Origin of the sequence: Flavobacterium paronense (genome assembly GCF_030409795.1) — a bacterium.
Taxonomy (GTDB): Bacteria; Bacteroidota; Bacteroidia; order Flavobacteriales; family Flavobacteriaceae; genus Flavobacterium; species Flavobacterium paronense.
Window position 1 is genome coordinate 175,602 of record NZ_JAUFQN010000019.1, and the last position, 17,477, is coordinate 193,078.

The 17,477-nt window shown below is 34.3% G+C and carries 16 protein-coding genes and 2 tRNA genes; 5 read left to right on the forward strand and 13 right to left on the reverse strand.

The annotated features are described in order from the left end of the window. The 3 genes from QWY90_RS02360 to QWY90_RS02370 form a co-directional block, all read right to left on the reverse strand. Complete coding sequence (locus tag QWY90_RS02360) at positions 1–2,133, reverse strand: T9SS type B sorting domain-containing protein (RefSeq protein ID WP_290284229.1); 2,133 nt, start codon at positions 2,131–2,133, stop codon at positions 1–3. A gap of 50 nt (positions 2,134–2,183) precedes the next feature. After that, on the reverse strand, positions 2,184–2,714 hold the full coding sequence (locus QWY90_RS02365; RefSeq protein WP_290284231.1) for an RNA methyltransferase: 531 nt from the start codon (positions 2,712–2,714) through the stop codon (positions 2,184–2,186). A 105-nt stretch (positions 2,715–2,819) separates the two neighbouring features. After that, the gene (locus QWY90_RS02370) at positions 2,820–3,293 is read right to left on the reverse strand and encodes a DUF1573 domain-containing protein (RefSeq protein ID WP_290284232.1); all 474 of its coding nucleotides are present in this window, start codon (positions 3,291–3,293) and stop codon (positions 2,820–2,822) included. A gap of 151 nt (positions 3,294–3,444) precedes the next feature. On the opposite strand from QWY90_RS02370, the gene mutS reads away from it, so the two are divergent. The 3 genes from mutS to QWY90_RS02385 all read left to right on the forward strand — a co-directional run bounded on the left by mutS (position 3,445) and on the right by QWY90_RS02385 (position 6,466). Beyond that, entirely contained in the window at positions 3,445–6,051 is a 2,607-nt protein-coding gene (mutS, locus tag QWY90_RS02375) for a DNA mismatch repair protein MutS (protein ID WP_290284233.1), read from the forward strand. Between the two features lie 144 nt (positions 6,052–6,195). After that, positions 6,196–6,268, forward strand: a tRNA-Gly gene (locus QWY90_RS02380). Positions 6,269–6,380: 112 nt separating this feature from the next. Further along, positions 6,381–6,466 (forward strand) — tRNA-Leu (locus QWY90_RS02385). 128 nt (positions 6,467–6,594) lie between these two features. Here the strand turns inward: QWY90_RS02385 and QWY90_RS02390 are convergent. The 3 genes from QWY90_RS02390 to QWY90_RS02400 form a co-directional block, all read right to left on the reverse strand. Then, positions 6,595–6,810, reverse strand: a complete 216-nt coding sequence (locus QWY90_RS02390) for a hypothetical protein (protein ID WP_290284234.1) — start codon at positions 6,808–6,810, stop codon at positions 6,595–6,597. 156 nt (positions 6,811–6,966) lie between these two features. Further along, positions 6,967–9,111 (reverse strand): S46 family peptidase, encoded by a 2,145-nt coding sequence (locus tag QWY90_RS02395; protein WP_290284235.1) that lies wholly within the window; start codon positions 9,109–9,111, stop codon positions 6,967–6,969. A gap of 41 nt (positions 9,112–9,152) precedes the next feature. After that, on the reverse strand, positions 9,153–10,388 hold the full coding sequence (locus QWY90_RS02400) for a 3-deoxy-D-manno-octulosonic acid transferase (protein ID WP_290284236.1): 1,236 nt from the start codon (positions 10,386–10,388) through the stop codon (positions 9,153–9,155). 94 nt (positions 10,389–10,482) lie between these two features. Between QWY90_RS02400 and QWY90_RS02405 the strand changes: the two genes are divergently transcribed. Then, on the forward strand, positions 10,483–11,616 hold the full coding sequence (locus tag QWY90_RS02405; RefSeq protein WP_290284237.1) for a DegT/DnrJ/EryC1/StrS family aminotransferase: 1,134 nt from the start codon (positions 10,483–10,485) through the stop codon (positions 11,614–11,616). Between the two features lie 84 nt (positions 11,617–11,700). Then, positions 11,701–12,714 (forward strand): UDP-glucose 4-epimerase GalE, encoded by a 1,014-nt coding sequence (galE, locus tag QWY90_RS02410; RefSeq protein WP_290284238.1) that lies wholly within the window; start codon positions 11,701–11,703, stop codon positions 12,712–12,714. A gap of 46 nt (positions 12,715–12,760) precedes the next feature. On the opposite strand, the gene QWY90_RS02415 is transcribed toward galE, so the two are convergent. From QWY90_RS02415 to QWY90_RS02445, 7 genes are all read right to left on the reverse strand, one after another. Continuing rightward, positions 12,761–13,021 carry a hypothetical protein gene (locus tag QWY90_RS02415; RefSeq protein WP_290284239.1) on the reverse strand — a complete coding sequence of 87 codons (261 nt, stop codon included), beginning with the start codon at positions 13,019–13,021 and terminating at the stop codon, positions 12,761–12,763. Positions 13,022–13,028: 7 nt separating this feature from the next. Continuing rightward, positions 13,029–14,471, reverse strand: coding sequence for a peptidoglycan DD-metalloendopeptidase family protein (locus QWY90_RS02420; protein WP_290284240.1), 1,443 nt, complete (start codon positions 14,469–14,471; stop codon positions 13,029–13,031). An 85-nt stretch (positions 14,472–14,556) separates the two neighbouring features. Beyond that, positions 14,557–15,429: an ACP S-malonyltransferase gene (gene fabD / locus QWY90_RS02425; RefSeq protein ID WP_290284242.1), complete on the reverse strand. Its 873-nt coding sequence runs from the start codon at positions 15,427–15,429 to the stop codon at positions 14,557–14,559. Positions 15,430–15,559: 130 nt separating this feature from the next. Then, positions 15,560–16,087, reverse strand: coding sequence for an NADPH-dependent FMN reductase (locus QWY90_RS02430; RefSeq protein WP_290284243.1), 528 nt, complete (start codon positions 16,085–16,087; stop codon positions 15,560–15,562). Further along, the gene (locus tag QWY90_RS02435) at positions 16,084–16,314 is read right to left on the reverse strand and encodes a (4Fe-4S)-binding protein (RefSeq protein WP_290284244.1); all 231 of its coding nucleotides are present in this window, start codon (positions 16,312–16,314) and stop codon (positions 16,084–16,086) included. The genes QWY90_RS02430 and QWY90_RS02435 overlap by 4 nt, the downstream gene beginning before the upstream one ends. Positions 16,315–16,329: 15 nt before the next feature. Next, positions 16,330–16,611, reverse strand: coding sequence for a GNAT family N-acetyltransferase (locus QWY90_RS02440; RefSeq protein ID WP_290284245.1), 282 nt, complete (start codon positions 16,609–16,611; stop codon positions 16,330–16,332). Between the two features lie 83 nt (positions 16,612–16,694). Further along, positions 16,695–17,411: a pirin family protein gene (locus QWY90_RS02445; RefSeq protein WP_290284246.1), complete on the reverse strand. Its 717-nt coding sequence runs from the start codon at positions 17,409–17,411 to the stop codon at positions 16,695–16,697. Between the last annotated feature and the right edge of the window lie 66 nt (positions 17,412–17,477).

Consider the following 17,477-nt stretch of genomic DNA (forward strand, 5'->3'; position numbering starts at 1 on the left):
TTATCTCTTTAAGGAAAAATGTCCCTTCGTTTCTGGGAAGGAATTATTAATTCTTGCTACAAACCAATAATCATTAGCAGGTAATTGTTTTCCATTTAGCGTTCCATTCCAATAGGGATTGGCTTTATTCAGAACCGTTATTAGTTTGCCGAATCTATCAAAAATAGTTACTTCTGCCGTCGAAAAATTGGAGGCTCCTTTTACATACCAGTTATCATTTATTCCGTCACCATTTGGGGTAAAAAAAATCGGATAAGAGATAACAGCAAAAGGTTTTTGGTCTTTGCCACATTGATTTTTTTCCCTTACATATCCAATGTAACTTCCGCCTTCAAGTACAGTAAAAACATTTGAGTTTTGAAAATTCACCCCGTCTAATGAATATTCAAAATCTCCACTTTGAACCGTATTGATTGTGGCTGTCAAATTTTGAATATCAATAGATGAGATTATCGGCTTAGAATGATATGCGATTGTGAAATTTTTTGTTTTGGAACAGCTTTCAGGTGCAAGGGTAGTTATTACAACTGAGTAATTGGTTAATCCGTGTGTTATAATTGTTTGTGTTGTTTCACCCGTTGACCATAAGTATGTCATATTTGGATTTCCTGCATTTAAAATAGTAGTTTGACCTTCACATAACACAATAGTTTCATCATTTACATCAGGAACGCCATACACATTTACTTGAACAGGTAACCTATCGGAAAGGCAATTATTATAATTAGCTTCAGCATAAAAAACGGTATCTTCATGAATGTTTGGTACAACAAAATGAGTTCCTAAAAATATCGGATTAGGATTTGTAGGGCTATCATACCAAAACATAACGCCTAATGAGGTCTCCACATCTATTACTTTATAGCTTTCATCACACATATAATATGGAGAATTAAAACTTAGTAATGGTTTTGGTGTTACAAGTGCGTTAATCGGAATTCTCGAAATATCAAGGCAGCCACCATAATGAGCCGCTGCGTAATAAATTGTTGTGTCTGAAATAATGGGTGTAGTAAAACTATTTCCAGATCCTAAAGGCATGCCACCAGAAGGGAATTCATACCAATTGACACTTCCGCTGGTTGAAGTAGCTTGTAAATTTACTGTTCCGGGACCACATCTAGGCGCAGTTGGAATAGCACTAATGGTTGGAATAGTCATAGTAGTACTAGTTGAGATGTGCAAAATCGGATCACCAGGCATACCGCCATATTCAACTACATATCCTTTTGGTTGGTATGCACCACTTGTTCCGCCAGTGTTTGAGAGGTCATTCCAAGAACCTGCAATTCCAACTCCAGGAGCTGTAACATGAGCATAATCTTCGTCTCCAGAGTTATTTGGTTCTGCAGTATTCCAAAAGGCAAAAGTGGTAGTAAATCCAGTAAAATTACCATTCCAAAAAACAGTACCCGCTTCAGGGCCTGTCATCCATTTCCATATGCCTTCGGTTTCCTGATCGCTTCCGCCAATCCAACCAGCACCAATAGTTTGTTCGCCTGCAATTTGTGCTTCTTCTGCAGATGTAATAGTGGCTAAATAACCTTGCAAGCCATAATAAGTACTAGCTTGAGCTGCTGCTTGAGCTGCTGTCCAGGTTATTCCTATGTTGGGAACAAATAGATAATAATGACCATTTGAAGGTAAATAATTGGCTTGTCCAACAGAAATAGAAAAATTTCTAATACCAGTTGGATTTGTTGCGCTAGATGAAAATTCAATATCTTCTATTGCGGCTTTTAGTTCAAAATAAGTTGGCTGACTAGAAATACCTGTCAAAGTCAATGTTCCTGTGGTTGTATTCCAAACAGAGACTATGTTAGGATGAATTCCAGTAAGTGTTAACAAATCTTCTCCAAACGAATATCCTGAAGAAATTTGGATATAAATTGCATCAATTCCAATATCATCTGGATCGACGATTGTCATATCCGTTACAATTTTAGTTGCGCCTCCGGGGCAATATGTTAGGTTTCCGGTTGCACTTAAGTTGGGAGCAATATTGGCTAGTTGAGTGTGTGAAATTGTAGAGGCTTTAATATAATTAATAGGTAAGTTTTTTTGACCTAAAACATCAGGTGTAGTGAAGGTTAAAAGGATAAAAGCTAAAAGACTGGCAAACTTCTTTTTCATTTTATAAATTTATAGAAAATCAAAATTACTCCTCTAAAAAATATCTTAAATTAATAATTCATTTTCTGAAAGAAATCCCAAACCACAATTCCGGTACTTACAGAAATGTTTAACGAATGTTTAGTGCCTAATTGTGGAATTTCAATTGTTCCATCGCATAGTTCAATGGCTTTTTGAGCAACCCCGTAGACTTCGTTGCCAAAAACTAAAGCATATTTTTTATCATTATCAACTTTAAAATCCTGAAGAAAGATTGCATTTTCAACTTGCTCTATGGCAAAAACAGAAATATTCTCTTCTTTTAACTTTTCTATGACGGATAAAACATCCTTTTGATATTCCCAAGTTACAGTTTCGGTAGCACCAAGTGCCGTTTTATGGATTTCTTTGTTCGGAGGAATTGCAGTGATGCCACATAAATATATTTTTTCAATCAAAAAAGCATCTGCAGTTCGAAATACGGAACCAATATTATGTAGGCTTCGAATATCATCTAGTATAATTATTAATGGAGTCTTTTCGGCTTCTTTAAAATCTTTGATTGATTTTCTCTCTAATTCTTTGTTTTCAAGCTTGCGCATATTTTTTTATTTGATACAGTTTGATCTTCGGTCTTGAACGGCAAAGGTATTCAAAAAAAAAGTCCCGATAAATCGAGACTTTCGTGAATTATAATTAAGTAGAATTTAGCTTTTTGTTGGAGCAGCAGCATCAGCTGGAGCATCCGGTAAAATAGTTCCTTTGATGGTAACTACTTTAGTTTCCTGTCCTACAGCATTTGATTTGATAGTTACAGTTTTTGTAAACGGACCAACTCTGTCAGTCGCATATTTTACACCAATAACTCCTTTTGCACCCGGAGCAATTGCTCCTTCTGGTTTTGAAGGAACTGTACAACCACAAGAACCTTGTGTACTTTCAATAACTAAAGGTTTGTTTCCGTTATTAACAAAAACAAATTCTCTTTTTCCATCAGCATTGTGTGGAATTGTACCGTAATCGATAGTTTCGTTTTCGAAAACCATTCCGGCGCCATCAACTTTTGGAGTTTCAACCTTAGCTGGTGTGTCAGCTTTTTTTGCAGTTTTTTTTGCAGTTTGTGCATTGCTAGTTGCAACACCAAAAACAGTAATTGCAGCTAATAAGATAATTCTTTTCATTTTTATAGTATTTAAGTTTCTGGAACAAATCTATTTAAAAATTGAAATGCACCTCTTTTTTTTGTCTTAAGTTTAAATTAATTTTTTTTAGGAAGGTTAAATCATTCTAAAATATTTAAATTCGCTTTCACGAAAAATTAATTTAAAACCATTGGCAGCAAAAGAATCTTCGGCGAAAGAAACACCTTTAATGAAACAATACAACGAGATAAAAAGAAAATATCCCGATGCTTGTTTGTTGTTTAGAGTGGGCGATTTTTATGAAACATTTGGAGAAGATGCCATTCGAGCTTCTAAAATACTTGGAATTGTTTTAACCAAACGTGGTGCCGGAAGTGAAACCGAAACTGCGCTGGCTGGTTTTCCACATCATTCTTTAAACACCTATTTGCCAAAATTGGTAAAAGCTGGACTTCGCGTTGCAATTTGTGACCAACTTGAAGATCCAAAAATGACTAAAACGATTGTTAAACGTGGGGTAACGGAATTGATTACACCCGGAGTTTCTATGAACGATGAGGTTTTACAATCAAGGGCTAATAATTTTTTGGCTTCAGTTTATTTTGGCAAAAAACAATTAGGAGTTTCGTTTCTTGATGTTTCTACAGGTGAATTTTTAACTGCACAAGGTAATGAAGAGTATATTGATAAACTGCTTCAGAATTTTAGTCCGAGTGAAATTTTAATTCAAAAAAACAACCGAAACCAATTCAAAGAAATATTCGGTGAAAGATTCAATGTTTTTTATCTCGAAGATTGGGTTTACAAAGAAGATTATGCTTTAGAAACGTTAAATAATCATTTTCAAACCATTTCATTAAAAGGTTTTGGAATTGAGGAATTGCTTGATGGCATTATAGCTTCAGGCGCAATTTTGTTTTATTTGTCAGAGACACAGCATAATAAAGTTCAGCATATCACCAATATTCAAAGAATCGCTGAAGATGCTTATGTTTGGATGGATAGATTTACTATTCGCAATTTAGAATTATATCACAGTCATTCTCAAAATGCGGTTACCCTCTTGGATGTTATTGATAAAACGCTTTCCCCAATGGGTTCAAGATTATTGAAACGTTGGTTGGCCTTGCCTTTGAAGGATATTCACAAGATTAGAAGCCGCCATGAAGTTGTTTCTTATTTAAAAGACAATTTAGAAATTCTTCAAAAAATGCAATACCAAATCAAGCAAATTTCAGATTTAGAGCGTTTGATTTCTAAAGTGGCTACAGGAAAAATTTCTCCGCGTGAAGTCATTTATCTCAAAGAATCGTTAGATGCTATTATTCCAATAAAAGTAATTGCATTAGAAAGTAAGCAAGAAGCAGTTCGTGTTATTGGTGATAGTTTGCATTCATGTGATTTGTTACGAGAAAAAATAAAATCCACATTAAATCAAGAGGCACCAGTGGCTATAGCCAAAGGAAATGCCATTGCTAGTGGCGTTCATGCCGAATTAGACGAATTGCGAAGTATCGCTTTTTCGGGAAAAGAATATTTAGAAGGCATTGAAAAGCGAGAGTCAGAGCTAACAGGGATTTCTTCATTGAAGATTTCTTTTAATAATGTTTTTGGCTATTATATCGAAGTTCGAAATACGCATAAAGATAAAGTTCCGACGGAATGGATTAGAAAGCAGACTTTAGTAAATGCAGAACGTTATATTACGGAAGAATTAAAAGAATACGAAACTAAAATTCTTGGTGCCGAAGAAAAAATCCATCAAATAGAAAGTCAACTATTCGAACAATTAGTCAGTTGGATTGCGACTTATATTAAACAAGTTCAGTTGAATGCCAATTTAATTGGACAGTTAGATTGCTTGATTTCATTCGCGCAATTAGCTATAGAAAACGATTATGTATGCCCAATTCTTGATGAAACATTTGAGTTAGAAATAACTAATGGACGTCATCCGGTTATTGAAAAGCAATTATCTGTTGGTGTTCCATATGTTCCTAATGATGTTTTTTTGGACAGAGAATCGCAACAACTTATTATGATTACCGGACCAAATATGTCGGGTAAGTCAGCCATTTTGAGACAAACGGCATTGATTGTTTTATTAGCACAAATGGGAAGTTTTGTGCCAGCTGAAAAAGTGAGAATGGGAATAGTAGATAAAATTTTTACTCGAGTAGGCGCAAGTGATAATATTTCGATGGGAGAATCTACTTTTATGGTAGAGATGAATGAAACTGCTTCAATTTTGAATAACATCTCGGATAGAAGTCTAGTTTTATTGGATGAAATTGGTCGCGGGACAAGTACTTATGATGGAATCTCCATAGCATGGGCTATTGCTGAGTTTTTACATGAAAATCCGGCCAGGCCAAAAACATTGTTTGCAACACATTATCACGAATTGAATGAAATGAGTGAAATATTACCAAGAATTAAAAATTATAATGTTTCAGTAAAAGAGTTAAAAGATACCGTTCTTTTTATCAGAAAGTTGGTTGCCGGCGGAAGCGCTCACAGTTTTGGTATTCATGTGGCAAAAATGGCGGGAATGCCACAAACTGTAATTCAAAAAGCGCAGAAACTTTTAAAGAAATTAGAAAAAAATCACTCCAGCGAATCCCTAAGCGGAATAAAGTCGGCTAAGGACGAAATGCAGTTGAATATCTTCAACCTTGACGATCCGTTATTAGAAGAAATAAGAGAAGATATAATGAATTTAGACATCAATACTTTAACACCAATAGAAGCTTTGATGAAGTTAAATGAATTAAAACGTATGTTACAGAAAAAATAAATGCTGCTAATGAATTGTGTATATCAATTGGTTAAGGTTTAACAAAGTTTTTTTCAAAAAAAACGTTTGTAATATTCAATTTAAATATTACATTTGCATCCGCAATACGGTAGAAGTTTTGCTGTTCTAACAAATAATGTGAATGCGAAAATAGCTCAGTTGGTAGAGCGCGACCTTGCCAAGGTCGAGGTCGCGGGTTCGAGCCCCGTTTTTCGCTCAAGATATGAATGTTTTGGTTATGGTATTAATCATCATAAACTATAACGCTCAGATGGTGAGTATATTTAATTAATTTTTTCAAAAAATTAAACCATCAAGATAATCATTCTGCTCGGATGGTGAAATTGGTAGACACGCTGGACTTAAAATCCAGTGAACAGCAATGTTCGTGCGGGTTCAAGTCCCGCTCTGAGTACAAAAAAGCTTCAAACATTGTTTGAAGCTTTTTTTGTTTAGTTACTTTCCAAATAAATTTAAATAAGCATAAAATAAAAAAGCCACGTATTACGTGGCTTTAAATCTTTAAAAATAATTAGTTTCTAATTATTTTTTTTCAGCTGGAGCAGCAGCAGGTGCAGCTTCAGTAGCAGCAGCAGCAGTGTCAGTAGCAACAGCAGCAGTATCAGCAGCTGGAGCAGCAGCAGTATCAACAGCAACAGCAGTTGTGTCAGCAGCAGCAGCGTCAGTAGCCTCAGCTTGTTTACAAGATACTACAGTTAATGCAGCAATAACAGCTAAACTTAAAAATACTTTTTTCATCTTACTTAATATAAAAGGTTAATTATTAATTCGAGGCAAAGATATAAATTTTTTAATAGGTTAAAATAATTTTTTAATTTTTTTTAAAAAACCTATATTTTACTTCTCTTTTTGTTTAACAATAACCGTGCCAAAACTTAAATTAATGTTAAAATATTATTTTTTATTTTTTGAAGCAACTATTTTTAATTCTCTAATTAAATTATCAGCTTCAGCAAATTTATCTATGATGAACAAAACATAGCGAATATCAACCATGATATTTCTACATATTTCAGGAGAATAGTAGATATCGCTCATTGTTCCTTCCCAAACTCTATCAAAGTTTATTCCAATTAAATTTCCTTTGGCATCTAATGCGGGGCTTCCGGAATTTCCACCAGTGGTGTGGTTTGTAGCTATAAAATTTAATGGCATTCTTCCATTTACACCATAAATACCATAATCTTTAGCATTATATAAATCAATTAGTTTTTTTGGAGCGTCAAACTCGTAATCGCCTGGGATATATTTTTCGACAACACCATCTAAATAGGAGAAAGGCTCGTAAAAAACCGCATCATTTGGTTTGTAACCCTTGATTTTTCCATAGGTCACACGAAGTGTGCTATTTGCGTCAGGAAAATTTCTGTTTTTAGGAAATAATTCTAAGATGGCTTTCATATAGGTTCTTTGCGTAGCTGTATTTCTTAAATTTATTTCTTCATATTTTGGTAATACATTTTTTACATGTGTATCAACAATTGCTTTAGCCACTTTATATCCTTCGTCATTGTTTAATTTTTCTAAAACAGTTTTTACATCACCAGTTAATAGTTCTTTGACTTTATCATAACTTACCAATTGCGATTTAGTAAAAACTTCATTGGCTACATTTTCAGCATTGCTATTTTCTAATGAATTTGGTAAAAATTGTTTTGGATACTTTTTGCTATAAATAGTAAGTAACTGTTTGAAAACTTCCTGATTAACTTTAGGATTGAATTCATCATAAAATTCGCCCCAACCATTTATTAAGGCGCTTCTTCTATCGTTAAACTCTTGTTCGCCTTTGGTGATATAGAGTTGTTCTAATTGATATAATTTATAGCCAATATTTAATATTTCAGAATTTGTTCCTACAATTTCATTGAAATAATCTCTTGCTAGAGCGTAATCTTTAATTTCTGCATAATTTTTTTCAAATTCAGGAATCAAATTTCCATATTCCATTTGTTTTCCTTCTTGGATAACTTTCTCTTCAAATTGTTTTTCAAATTTTTGTTTTGCTCCAACAGCATTCGATCTTTTCAAACCTTTAATTTCTCCTTGCCATTTTTTCCATGCATTTGCTATAGTTTGGTTTTTAGAAGCGTATTGAATTTTAATAGCTTTATCATTACGCATAAAACCATCCTGCACTTTTAAAGTAATATCCCGAATTTCAATTTTAGCCGGATCAGAAGTATTCATGATTTGTTCAACCGCAAACGAAGGCAAGTATTCCTGAGTTGTGCCTGGATAACCTAAAATCATCGTAAAATCATTTTCTTTCAAACCTTTAATTGAAATTGGAAAATAATACTTTGGTTTATAAGGAACATTATCAGCTGAATATTCGGCCGGACGATTATTTTTATCAGCATAAATTCGGAACAATGAAAAGTCGCCTGTATGTCTTGGCCAAACCCAATTATCTGTAACATCTGCAAATTTTCCAATGGAACTTGGCGGTGCACCAACAAGTCGAATATCTTTAAATGTCTCGGTTACAAAAAGCAAATATTGGTTTCCGTTATAAAATGTTTTAATCACGTTTTCTTCCCAAGTTTCTTTTGGTAATGTTTTGGTCAGAGTAGCAATGTTTTCCTGGATTTTTTTCTGTTTATCAGCTTCTGAAATAATAGGAGCAACACTATCCAAAACTTTTGTAGTAATATCTTCAATGCGCACAACAAAGGAAACTATCATGCCTTTGTTAGGCAACTCATCTTCCATTTTGTATGCCCAAAAACCATCTGCCAAATAATCATGCTCAACTGTTGAGTGATTTTGAATAGCATCATAACCGCAATGGTGATTGGTTAAAATCAAACCTTTATCCGAGATCACTTCGGCAGTACATTTCTTGTCAAATTGAGGAACACCATCTTTAATACTCGATTTATTGATTGAATAAATCTGCTCGGCTGTGATTTTCATGCCAAGGCTTTTCATTTCATCTTCGTTCATTCCTTTTAACAAAGAAGGAATCCACATGCCGCCTTGTTGTGCGGAAACTTGTGCTAAAACAAATAAAATAAGTAGTCTTAAAAATTTCATAGTGTAAATTATTGATAGAAATAATGAGTTTGCTGTTAGTTTTATTTGTTACAAATATGTTTCAAAATAACAGCGGTTGCGCCTTTATTCATTTGAACAAAAGTGCTGCAAATATGCCCTTTTTCGTGACGAATGTCTTCGTTAGAAATCAAATTGGAAAAAGCATCGTTAAGCTCATTTTGATTCGAAATAGAAACGCAACCTTCCTGATGAACTAACGCGACAACTTCTGCAAAATGCGAAAAATTTGGACCAACAATAATTGGAATACCAAAAGTGGCCGGTTCCAATATATTATGTACGCCAGGATTTCCAAACCCGCCACCAACATAGGCGATATCAGCATAACTGTAGATTTTGGTCAGAATCCCAATGGTATCAACAATTAAAACATCGTAATCTGATAAATCGATATTCTCTTTTTCTGAAAATAAAATCACTTTTTTAGAAATCGAACTTTTCAATTCCTGAATTTGTTCTGATTTGATATTGTGTGGCGCAATTATAAATTTTACTTTTTCATTGGTTTTGTTGATGTAATTTACGAGAAGGCTTTCGTCTTTTGGCCATGAACTTCCTATGACAATTGTTGTTGTGTTGTTTTTGAATTGTTTGATAAAATCCAAAGAATTATCTCGTTCCAAAATAGAAACTACACGGTCAAAACGTGTATCGCCCGAGATTTTTACATTATTGAAACCTAGTTTCTGAAGCAACAATTTCGACTTTTCATTCTGAACGAAAAAGTAATCAAATGTTTTCAGAGCGTTTCTATAAAACCCGCCATACCATTTGAAAAAAGCCTGATTTTCTCTGAAAATTCCAGAAATTAAATAGGTTTTGATATCCAAATTTTTTAATTCATTCAAATAATTTGGCCAATATTCATATTTGATAAAGAAAACTAAATCCGGATGAACCAGTTTTAGAAATTGCTTTGCATTTGATTTAGTATCTAAAGGCAAATAAACCGTAACATTTGCAACAGTATTGTTTTTTCTTACTTCATAGCCAGAAGGCGAAAAGAAAGTCACAACAATTTTATGATTAGGGAATTGGATTTTGATTTTTTCCATTACAGGCAGACCCTGTTCGAATTCTCCTAATGAAGCTGCATGAAACCAAATTGTTTTGTCTTCGGGATTTATTTTACTAGTTAAAGTCTCAAAAACAGTCTTTCTTCCATCAACAAACAGCTTCATTTTGGGACTGAAAAGCACCAACAATTTCAGTATTTGTGAAGCAAAAAGCAGCAATAAATTGTATAGAAAAAGCATCCTAAAAAATTTGTTGCGCTAAAATACGTTTCTTTTGCCGAATAGGATATTCTACTTCAGAATTTCTTACTTTTGTGGCTCAAATTTCAATCGTATGAAAAAAATACAAATGGTTGACTTAAAAAGTCAATACGAAAAAATAAAAACTACTGTCGATGCTTCTATTCAAGAGGTTTTAGACACAACAACTTATATCAACGGACCAAAAGTTCACGAGTTTCAAAAAAATCTTGAAGAATATTTGGATGTAAAACACGTAATTCCTTGTGCCAACGGAACTGATGCTTTGCAAATTGCCATGATGGGATTGGGTTTACAACCTGGTGATGAAGTTATCACTGCCGATTTTACGTTCGCTGCAACCGTTGAAGTTATTGCTTTATTGCAATTAACTCCAGTTTTAGTTGATGTTGATGTGGTAAATATGAACATTTCTATTGATGCTATAAAGAAAGCAATCACCCCAAAAACAAAAGCAATTGTTCCTGTTCATTTGTTCGGAAGAGCAGCGAATATGGAAGCTATCATGCGAATTGCTAAAGAACACAATTTATATGTAATTGAAGATAATGCACAGGCTATTGGCGCAAACTGCAAATTCTCTGATGGAACTAAGAAGAAAGCTGGAACGATTGGTCATGTGTCTTCAACATCGTTTTTTCCCTCTAAAAACTTAGGTTGTTATGGTGATGGTGGAGCTATTTTCACCAATGACGATGCGTTAGCACACACCATTCGCGGAATTGTAAATCACGGAATGTACATACGTTATCATCATGATGTGGTTGGAGTAAATTCGCGTTTGGATAGCATTCAGGCAGCCGTTTTGAATGCAAAATTACCATTGTTGGATAGTTATAATGCAGCACGACAAAATGCAGCACGAAAATATTCAGCAACTTTTGAAGGACATAAAAATGTAATTGCACCATATATCTGTGATATTTGTGATTGTCATGTTTTTCATCAATATACTTTGAGAATAATTGATGCTGATAGAGATGCTTTGATGGAACATTTATTGGCAAAAGGGATTCCATGCGCAATTTATTATCCAATTCCGTTGCATTCACAAAAAGCATACGTAGATTCAAGGTATAAAGAGGAAGATTTTCCAGTAACTAATCAATTGGTGAAAGAAGTAATTTCGTTGCCAATGCACACCGAGCTTGATGACGAGCAAATAAAATTTATTACAGATAGCGTTTTAGAGTTTCTAAACAGATAAAAGATAATAGACTAAGAGATGAAAGACAAAATTGTAGATAAAAAACTATTATCTATTCGTCTATCATCTATCATCTAAAAACATATGAAAATACTAGTAACTGGCGGTTTAGGATTTATAGGTTCACACACAGTTGTTGAATTGCAAAATGAAGGTTTTGAAGTCATTGCGATTGACAACCTTTCCAATTCGTCTATAGATGTTCTTGACGGAATTGAGAAAATCACAGGCAAAAGACCAATTTTCGAAAACATTGATTTAAGAGAGAAATCGGCGGTTCAGAAATTTTTTAAAAAACATAACGATATTGTCGGCATAATTCATTTTGCTGCCTCAAAAGCGGTTGGAGAAAGTGTTGAAAATCCTTTACTGTATTATGAAAACAATATAAATTCGTTAGTTTACCTTTTACAGGAAATGGTAAATTTACCACAAGCTAATTTTATTTTTAGTTCTTCGTGTACAGTTTACGGTCAAGCCGAAAAGATGCCAATTACTGAGGATGCTTCTGTTCAGCCAGCAAATTCACCTTACGGGAATACAAAACAAATAGGTGAAGAAATTATAAATGATGTTGCAAAAGTCACCAATATCAATGCTGTTTTATTGCGTTATTTCAATCCAATTGGTGCGCATTCAAGTGCCGAAATAGGAGAATTACCTCTTGGAATTCCACAAAACCTAGTGCCATTCATTACCCAAACAGCTTTTGGTTTAAGAAAAGAACTTTCAGTTTATGGTAATGATTATCCTACACCAGACGGAACTTGTATCCGAGATTATATTCATGTAGTTGATTTGGCGAAAGCACATGTTATCGCGTTACAGAGATTATTGAATAAGAAAAATAGTGAGAAAGTAGAAACTTTCAATTTAGGAACAGGAACAGGAAGTTCTGTTATAGAAGTTATCAATGCTTTTGAAAAAGTGTCCGGACAAAAATTACCTTATAAAATTGTTGGCAGAAGAGAAGGCGATGTTATCTCCGCTTATGCTAATACCGATAAAGCAAATAATGTTCTGGGTTGGAATACACAACTTTCTTTAGAAGAAGCGCTATATTCAGCCTGGAAATGGGAACAAAAAATTAGAAGTTAGCCACTTTTAGTGTTAAAAAAACGCCTCAAATTTTGAGGCGTTTTTGTTATTTCTTAACCGATTCTTTTAATTTTTTTGCCGCTTTTTCCATTTCTTCAGCACTCTTTAATTTTGCACTGTCTATTTTGGCATTGGCTTTTTCTTTTAAAGTATCGAGTTTAGCTTCGGCTTTAGCTTTCGCCGAATCAACAGTTGCAGTTACTTCTTCGGTAACAGCATCTTTGGCTGCGTCTAATTTTTCTTTGGTTTTGTCTTGACAAGACACTAATACTGCTGCAAACGCTAGTGATAAAATTAGTTTTTTCATTTTTTAATTAATTATTTTTTACAATTTTTTTTACTGTTCTTGATTTAGCACCTTCAATAATCAAAAAATATAAACCTTTGGATAAACTTGTTACAGCGAATGATTTTTCAAGCTTATTATTTTCAATAGTTGCTTTTTCCTTTTTAACGATTTGTCCAATGCTATTTGTTATTGTAAAAGTATAGTTTTCATTCTCAATTCCGTTAGCAGTAACTAAAAAATCGTCATTAGTTGGATTTGGAAACACTCTGAAGTAATCAGCATCAGGAGCAGCTGAAATTCCCAAAGAATGAGTAATTGTAAACATTTTAGAACAGGTTACACCATTGTATGTTGCTTGAAATGTATAAGTGCCATCAACGGTTGGAAGTAATTTTGAAAAGCCATAATAACGCGTTTTGTTAAAAGTAGGCATAATATAAGTCCAACTGTTAAATGGTGTTCCGTTCGGATTTAATATTGCCATAGATAGTGTTGTATTGGCTGGAATTTCTCTAGTAAAAATGTAAAACTTAGCATAGCCTGGCGATAATCCTGTGCCTTGAAACGGAACTAAAAAAGTATCGCTTTCTGTCAACACATCACTATTAGGACAAGTAGCCATTGCTATATCGGTGGTGTTAACAGATACTTTCATAATAGCAGGATCAGTATGTGGTTTTTGAGAAGCCCACCAAGAGTTGGCGTTCAAAAGATTACAACTTCCAGAAAACGGGTCTTTATATGTAGCGCTGGTATTTCCTGTCCAAACTTCAAAATGCAAATGTGGTCCACTTGAACTTCCCGAACTTCCCACAACACCAAGATATTCTCCAGCCACTACTGTTTGTCCAACTGTTTTGGTAGTAACCGAATTTTTTTTCATGTGCCAATATAAAGCATAGCTTCCGTCTGCATGCTGAATAATTATTGAGTTTGCTGTTAATGTATTAGAAGAACAATTTCTATCAAAATTACCATCATTTTTTTGGATTATGGTACCAGCCGCTGCAGCAATAACTTCAATCTGACTGTCATCTATTTTATTGAAACCATAAGGCCAAATGGCAATGTCTGTTCCTTGATGTCCATCATACGTATTGGTTTCACAATTAAAATCTTGAATAGCAGTTGCTGCTGTATTTTGGTCAACATAACCACCAATAAAATAATATTGACATTGTATAAATCCTACCGCTGTTCTCAATGGCCAAATGAGTGAAGTGCTAAGAGTGTTTTTGTTAACACTATTTTCTAAATGTAATTTCTTGAGATTATCACTTACTTCTCTATCTATAAGATCATATTCTTGTGAAGAAATACAAGGATGTTGTGCGTCATTTTGGGTAAATGTAAACTCACCGCCATCAACTTTAAAATCAGTTATATTGTTTTGTGCACGAAGTAGGATTGATGCCAAAAGCAAAAAATTAAAACCTACTATTTTGAATATTTTGGAGATATTTTTCATAGTTTATGTATTTAATTATCAATCAAATGTAAATAAAAATCCCTCATAACTTTCGCTATGAGGGATTTAATTAGTTTAAAAAGGATTAAGCCGAAATCGTTTCAACGTCTTTATCAATTTTGTTGACCAATCCAACCAATACTTTTCCGGGACCAACTTCGGTGAAACTTGTCGCGCCATCTTTTATCATTTGTTGTACCGATTGTGTCCATCTTACAGGAGCAGTCAACTGTATGATTAAGTTTTTCTTGATCTCGTCTGCATCAGAAACAGCTTTCGCTGTAACATTTTGGTATACAGGACAACTTGGTGTGTTGAAAGTAGTAGCTTCTATGGCAGCTGCTAATTCTTCTCTCGCTGGTTCCATCATTGGTGAGTGAAATGCACCGCCAACAGGCAATAATAAGGCACGTTTTGCGCCCGCAGTTTTCATGGCTTCACAAGCTTTTTCAACGGCTGAAAATTCACCCGAAATTACCAATTGTCCGGGGCAGTTATAATTGGCAGCTACCACAATTCCGTCAATTGAAGCACAAACTTCTTCCACATTTTTATCATCTAAACCTAAAACGGCTGCCATAGTAGAAGGTGTGATTTCACAAGCTTTTTGCATAGCAATAGCACGTTGGAAAACCAATTTTAATCCGTCTTCAAATGACAAAGCACCATTGGCAACCAAGGCAGAAAATTCGCCAAGTGAATGTCCAGCTACCATGTCTGGAGTAAAATTCTCTAAAGTCTTAGCCAAAATAACAGAATGTAAAAAAACCGCTGGCTGTGTTACTTTGGTTTGTTTCAATTCTTCGGCTGTTCCTTCAAACATGATATCTGTAATCCGGAAACCTAATATGGTGTTGGCTTTTTCGAATAACTCTTTGGCTAAAGCCGAGTTTTCATATAACTCTTTACCCATTCCGGTAAATTGTGCTCCTTGTCCAGGAAAAACGTATGCTTTCATCTTTTGAGTTTATGGTTTATAGTTTAAAAGTTTATGGTTCTTGGTTAAACTTGAAAACAAAAGTAACAAAATTTGAAGCAAAATTTGAATCTGCGAAAATCTGTTAAATCCGTTTCATCTGTGGCTCATTTTATAATTCAATTGAATCTATAATTTTCAATAAATCCTTTTTCAATTCGGGGTTAATGATTCCGTTTACAGTATCAAAATTTTCATAGAAGGTTGGCAACGAAAAGCTACCTTTTACATCAGCTCCTTGAAATGGAAATCTTTTGGTTGCAATCTCTAAAACCGTACTTCCGCCCCTTGCTCCAGGCGAAGTTGCCAATAATAACATCGGTTTTTGCTGAAAGGTTTTGTTGTTGATTCGAGAAGCCCAATCCAACGTGTTTTTAAAAGCTGAGGAATAAGCACCATTATGTTCGGCTAAAGAAATGACCAGTAAATCTGCACTTCCTATTTTAGCATAAAAATCATGAGCTAAGGAATGAATGCCGTTTTCTTTTTCTTTGTCAACCGAAAAAACAGGCATTTCAAAATCGTTTAAATCCAATACTTCAATGATGACATTCGGAAACAAATTAGCTACATAGGAAGCAAACTGTTTGTTGATGGAATTCTTGCTGGATGAACCGCCAAAGGCTATGATTTTTTTCATTTTTCGTTATTCAAATAATAGGTTAAAGCACCAGATGGACATTTTTTTACTGTGTCAATAATTTTTTCTGTAGTCGAATTTTCAGCCACAATCCACGGTTTTTCTTTTGGTTTGAATACATCCGGATTATTTTTTACGCAATTGGCAGAATGAATGCATTTTCCCGATTGCCACACTATGGTTACTTCGCCATTAGTATATTCTTTTTTCAAATTATTTGGATCCATAAATTATGATTTTAATTATAACACATCGTTAAATTCAGGAGTTTTATCGAAAACACTTTTCGCAAACGGACAAAGAGGAATGATTTTTATATTATTTTCACGAGCCCATTCTACAGCTTTAGTAACCATTTGTTTGCCAAAACCTTTGCCTTCATTTCCAGGATTAACTTCCGTATGGTCTATTATAATTTGTTTATCACCTGCAAAAACAAAGGTCATCATGGCTTCGTGCTTTCCATCAATATCAATGTAAAAAAAGCCTTTATTGCCATCGATTTTTAATTTTACTTCGCTCATACTATTTAAGATTTTAATGCTTTGCGACTCTGTGTCTTTGCGTGAAATACATCTCGCAAAGACGCAGAGTCGCAAAGTTATTGTTATTGAATCATTGGAACTTCCATTAATAATAATTCTGCATCCGAAGTAGCTTCAAAAGAGACTTTATCGAAATCGGTGATGCCTAAACCATCTCGTTGTTCTAATTCTTGACCGTCTACTTTTACGCTTCCTTTAATCACAAAAACATACAAACCGTTGCCTTCTTTTTTGCGATTGTAATCAATAGTGACTCCTTTGTCTAAATTACCCATGTGAAACCAAGCATCTTGATGAATCCAAACTCCGGCATCATCAGCGTTTGGGGAAAGAATTTGTTCTAATTTATTATGACGGTCATTAGTGTCTAAAGATATTTGTTGGTAACGAGGTGCTACATTTCTGTGTTTTGGGAATACCCATATCTGCAACAAGTTAGTTCTTTTATCGTGATTTGGGTTAAATTCAGAATGTTGAATTCCAGTTCCTGCACTCATTACCTGAACGTCGCCAAATTTAATAACTTCAGTATTTCCCATACTGTCTTTGTGAGCCAAATCACCTTCTAATGGTATGGTAATAATTTCCATATTATCGTGAGGATGCGTTCCGAATCCCATTCCAGGTGCAACAATGTCGTCGTTTAAAACTCTCAATACACCAAACTGAACTCTGTTCGGGTCGTAGTAACTGGCAAAACTAAAAGTATGGTGTGCGTTTAACCAACCATGGTCGGCATGTCCTCGTGTGTTTGCTTTGTGTAAGATTGTATTTTTCATAATGTATAAATTTAGTATTTATTATAATACAAATTTACAACGTCATGTTTGCGAAAATACTTAATC

Excerpts from the sequence above, each read along its gene's own strand:
- QWY90_RS02360 (WP_290284229.1), bottom strand. The coding sequence starts at position 2,133 with ATGAAAAAGAAGTTTGCCAGTCTTTTAGCTTTTATCCTTTTAACCTTC.
- QWY90_RS02365 (WP_290284231.1), bottom strand. The coding sequence starts at position 2,714 with ATGCGCAAGCTTGAAAACAAAGAATTAGAGAGAAAATCAATCAAAGAT.
- QWY90_RS02370 (WP_290284232.1), bottom strand. The coding sequence starts at position 3,293 with ATGAAAAGAATTATCTTATTAGCTGCAATTACTGTTTTTGGTGTTGCA.
- QWY90_RS02390 (WP_290284234.1), bottom strand. The coding sequence starts at position 6,810 with ATGAAAAAAGTATTTTTAAGTTTAGCTGTTATTGCTGCATTAACTGTA.
- QWY90_RS02395 (WP_290284235.1), bottom strand. The coding sequence starts at position 9,111 with ATGAAATTTTTAAGACTACTTATTTTATTTGTTTTAGCACAAGTTTCC.
- QWY90_RS02400 (WP_290284236.1), bottom strand. The coding sequence starts at position 10,388 with ATGCTTTTTCTATACAATTTATTGCTGCTTTTTGCTTCACAAATACTG.
- QWY90_RS02405 (WP_290284237.1), top strand. The coding sequence starts at position 10,483 with ATGAAAAAAATACAAATGGTTGACTTAAAAAGTCAATACGAAAAAATA.
- galE (WP_290284238.1), top strand. The coding sequence starts at position 11,701 with ATGAAAATACTAGTAACTGGCGGTTTAGGATTTATAGGTTCACACACA.
- QWY90_RS02415 (WP_290284239.1), bottom strand. The coding sequence starts at position 13,021 with ATGAAAAAACTAATTTTATCACTAGCGTTTGCAGCAGTATTAGTGTCT.
- QWY90_RS02420 (WP_290284240.1), bottom strand. The coding sequence starts at position 14,471 with ATGAAAAATATCTCCAAAATATTCAAAATAGTAGGTTTTAATTTTTTG.
- fabD (WP_290284242.1), bottom strand. The coding sequence starts at position 15,429 with ATGAAAGCATACGTTTTTCCTGGACAAGGAGCACAATTTACCGGAATG.
- QWY90_RS02430 (WP_290284243.1), bottom strand. The coding sequence starts at position 16,087 with ATGAAAAAAATCATAGCCTTTGGCGGTTCATCCAGCAAGAATTCCATC.
- QWY90_RS02435 (WP_290284244.1), bottom strand. The coding sequence starts at position 16,314 with ATGGATCCAAATAATTTGAAAAAAGAATATACTAATGGCGAAGTAACC.
- QWY90_RS02440 (WP_290284245.1), bottom strand. The coding sequence starts at position 16,611 with ATGAGCGAAGTAAAATTAAAAATCGATGGCAATAAAGGCTTTTTTTAC.
- QWY90_RS02445 (WP_290284246.1), bottom strand. The coding sequence starts at position 17,411 with ATGAAAAATACAATCTTACACAAAGCAAACACACGAGGACATGCCGAC.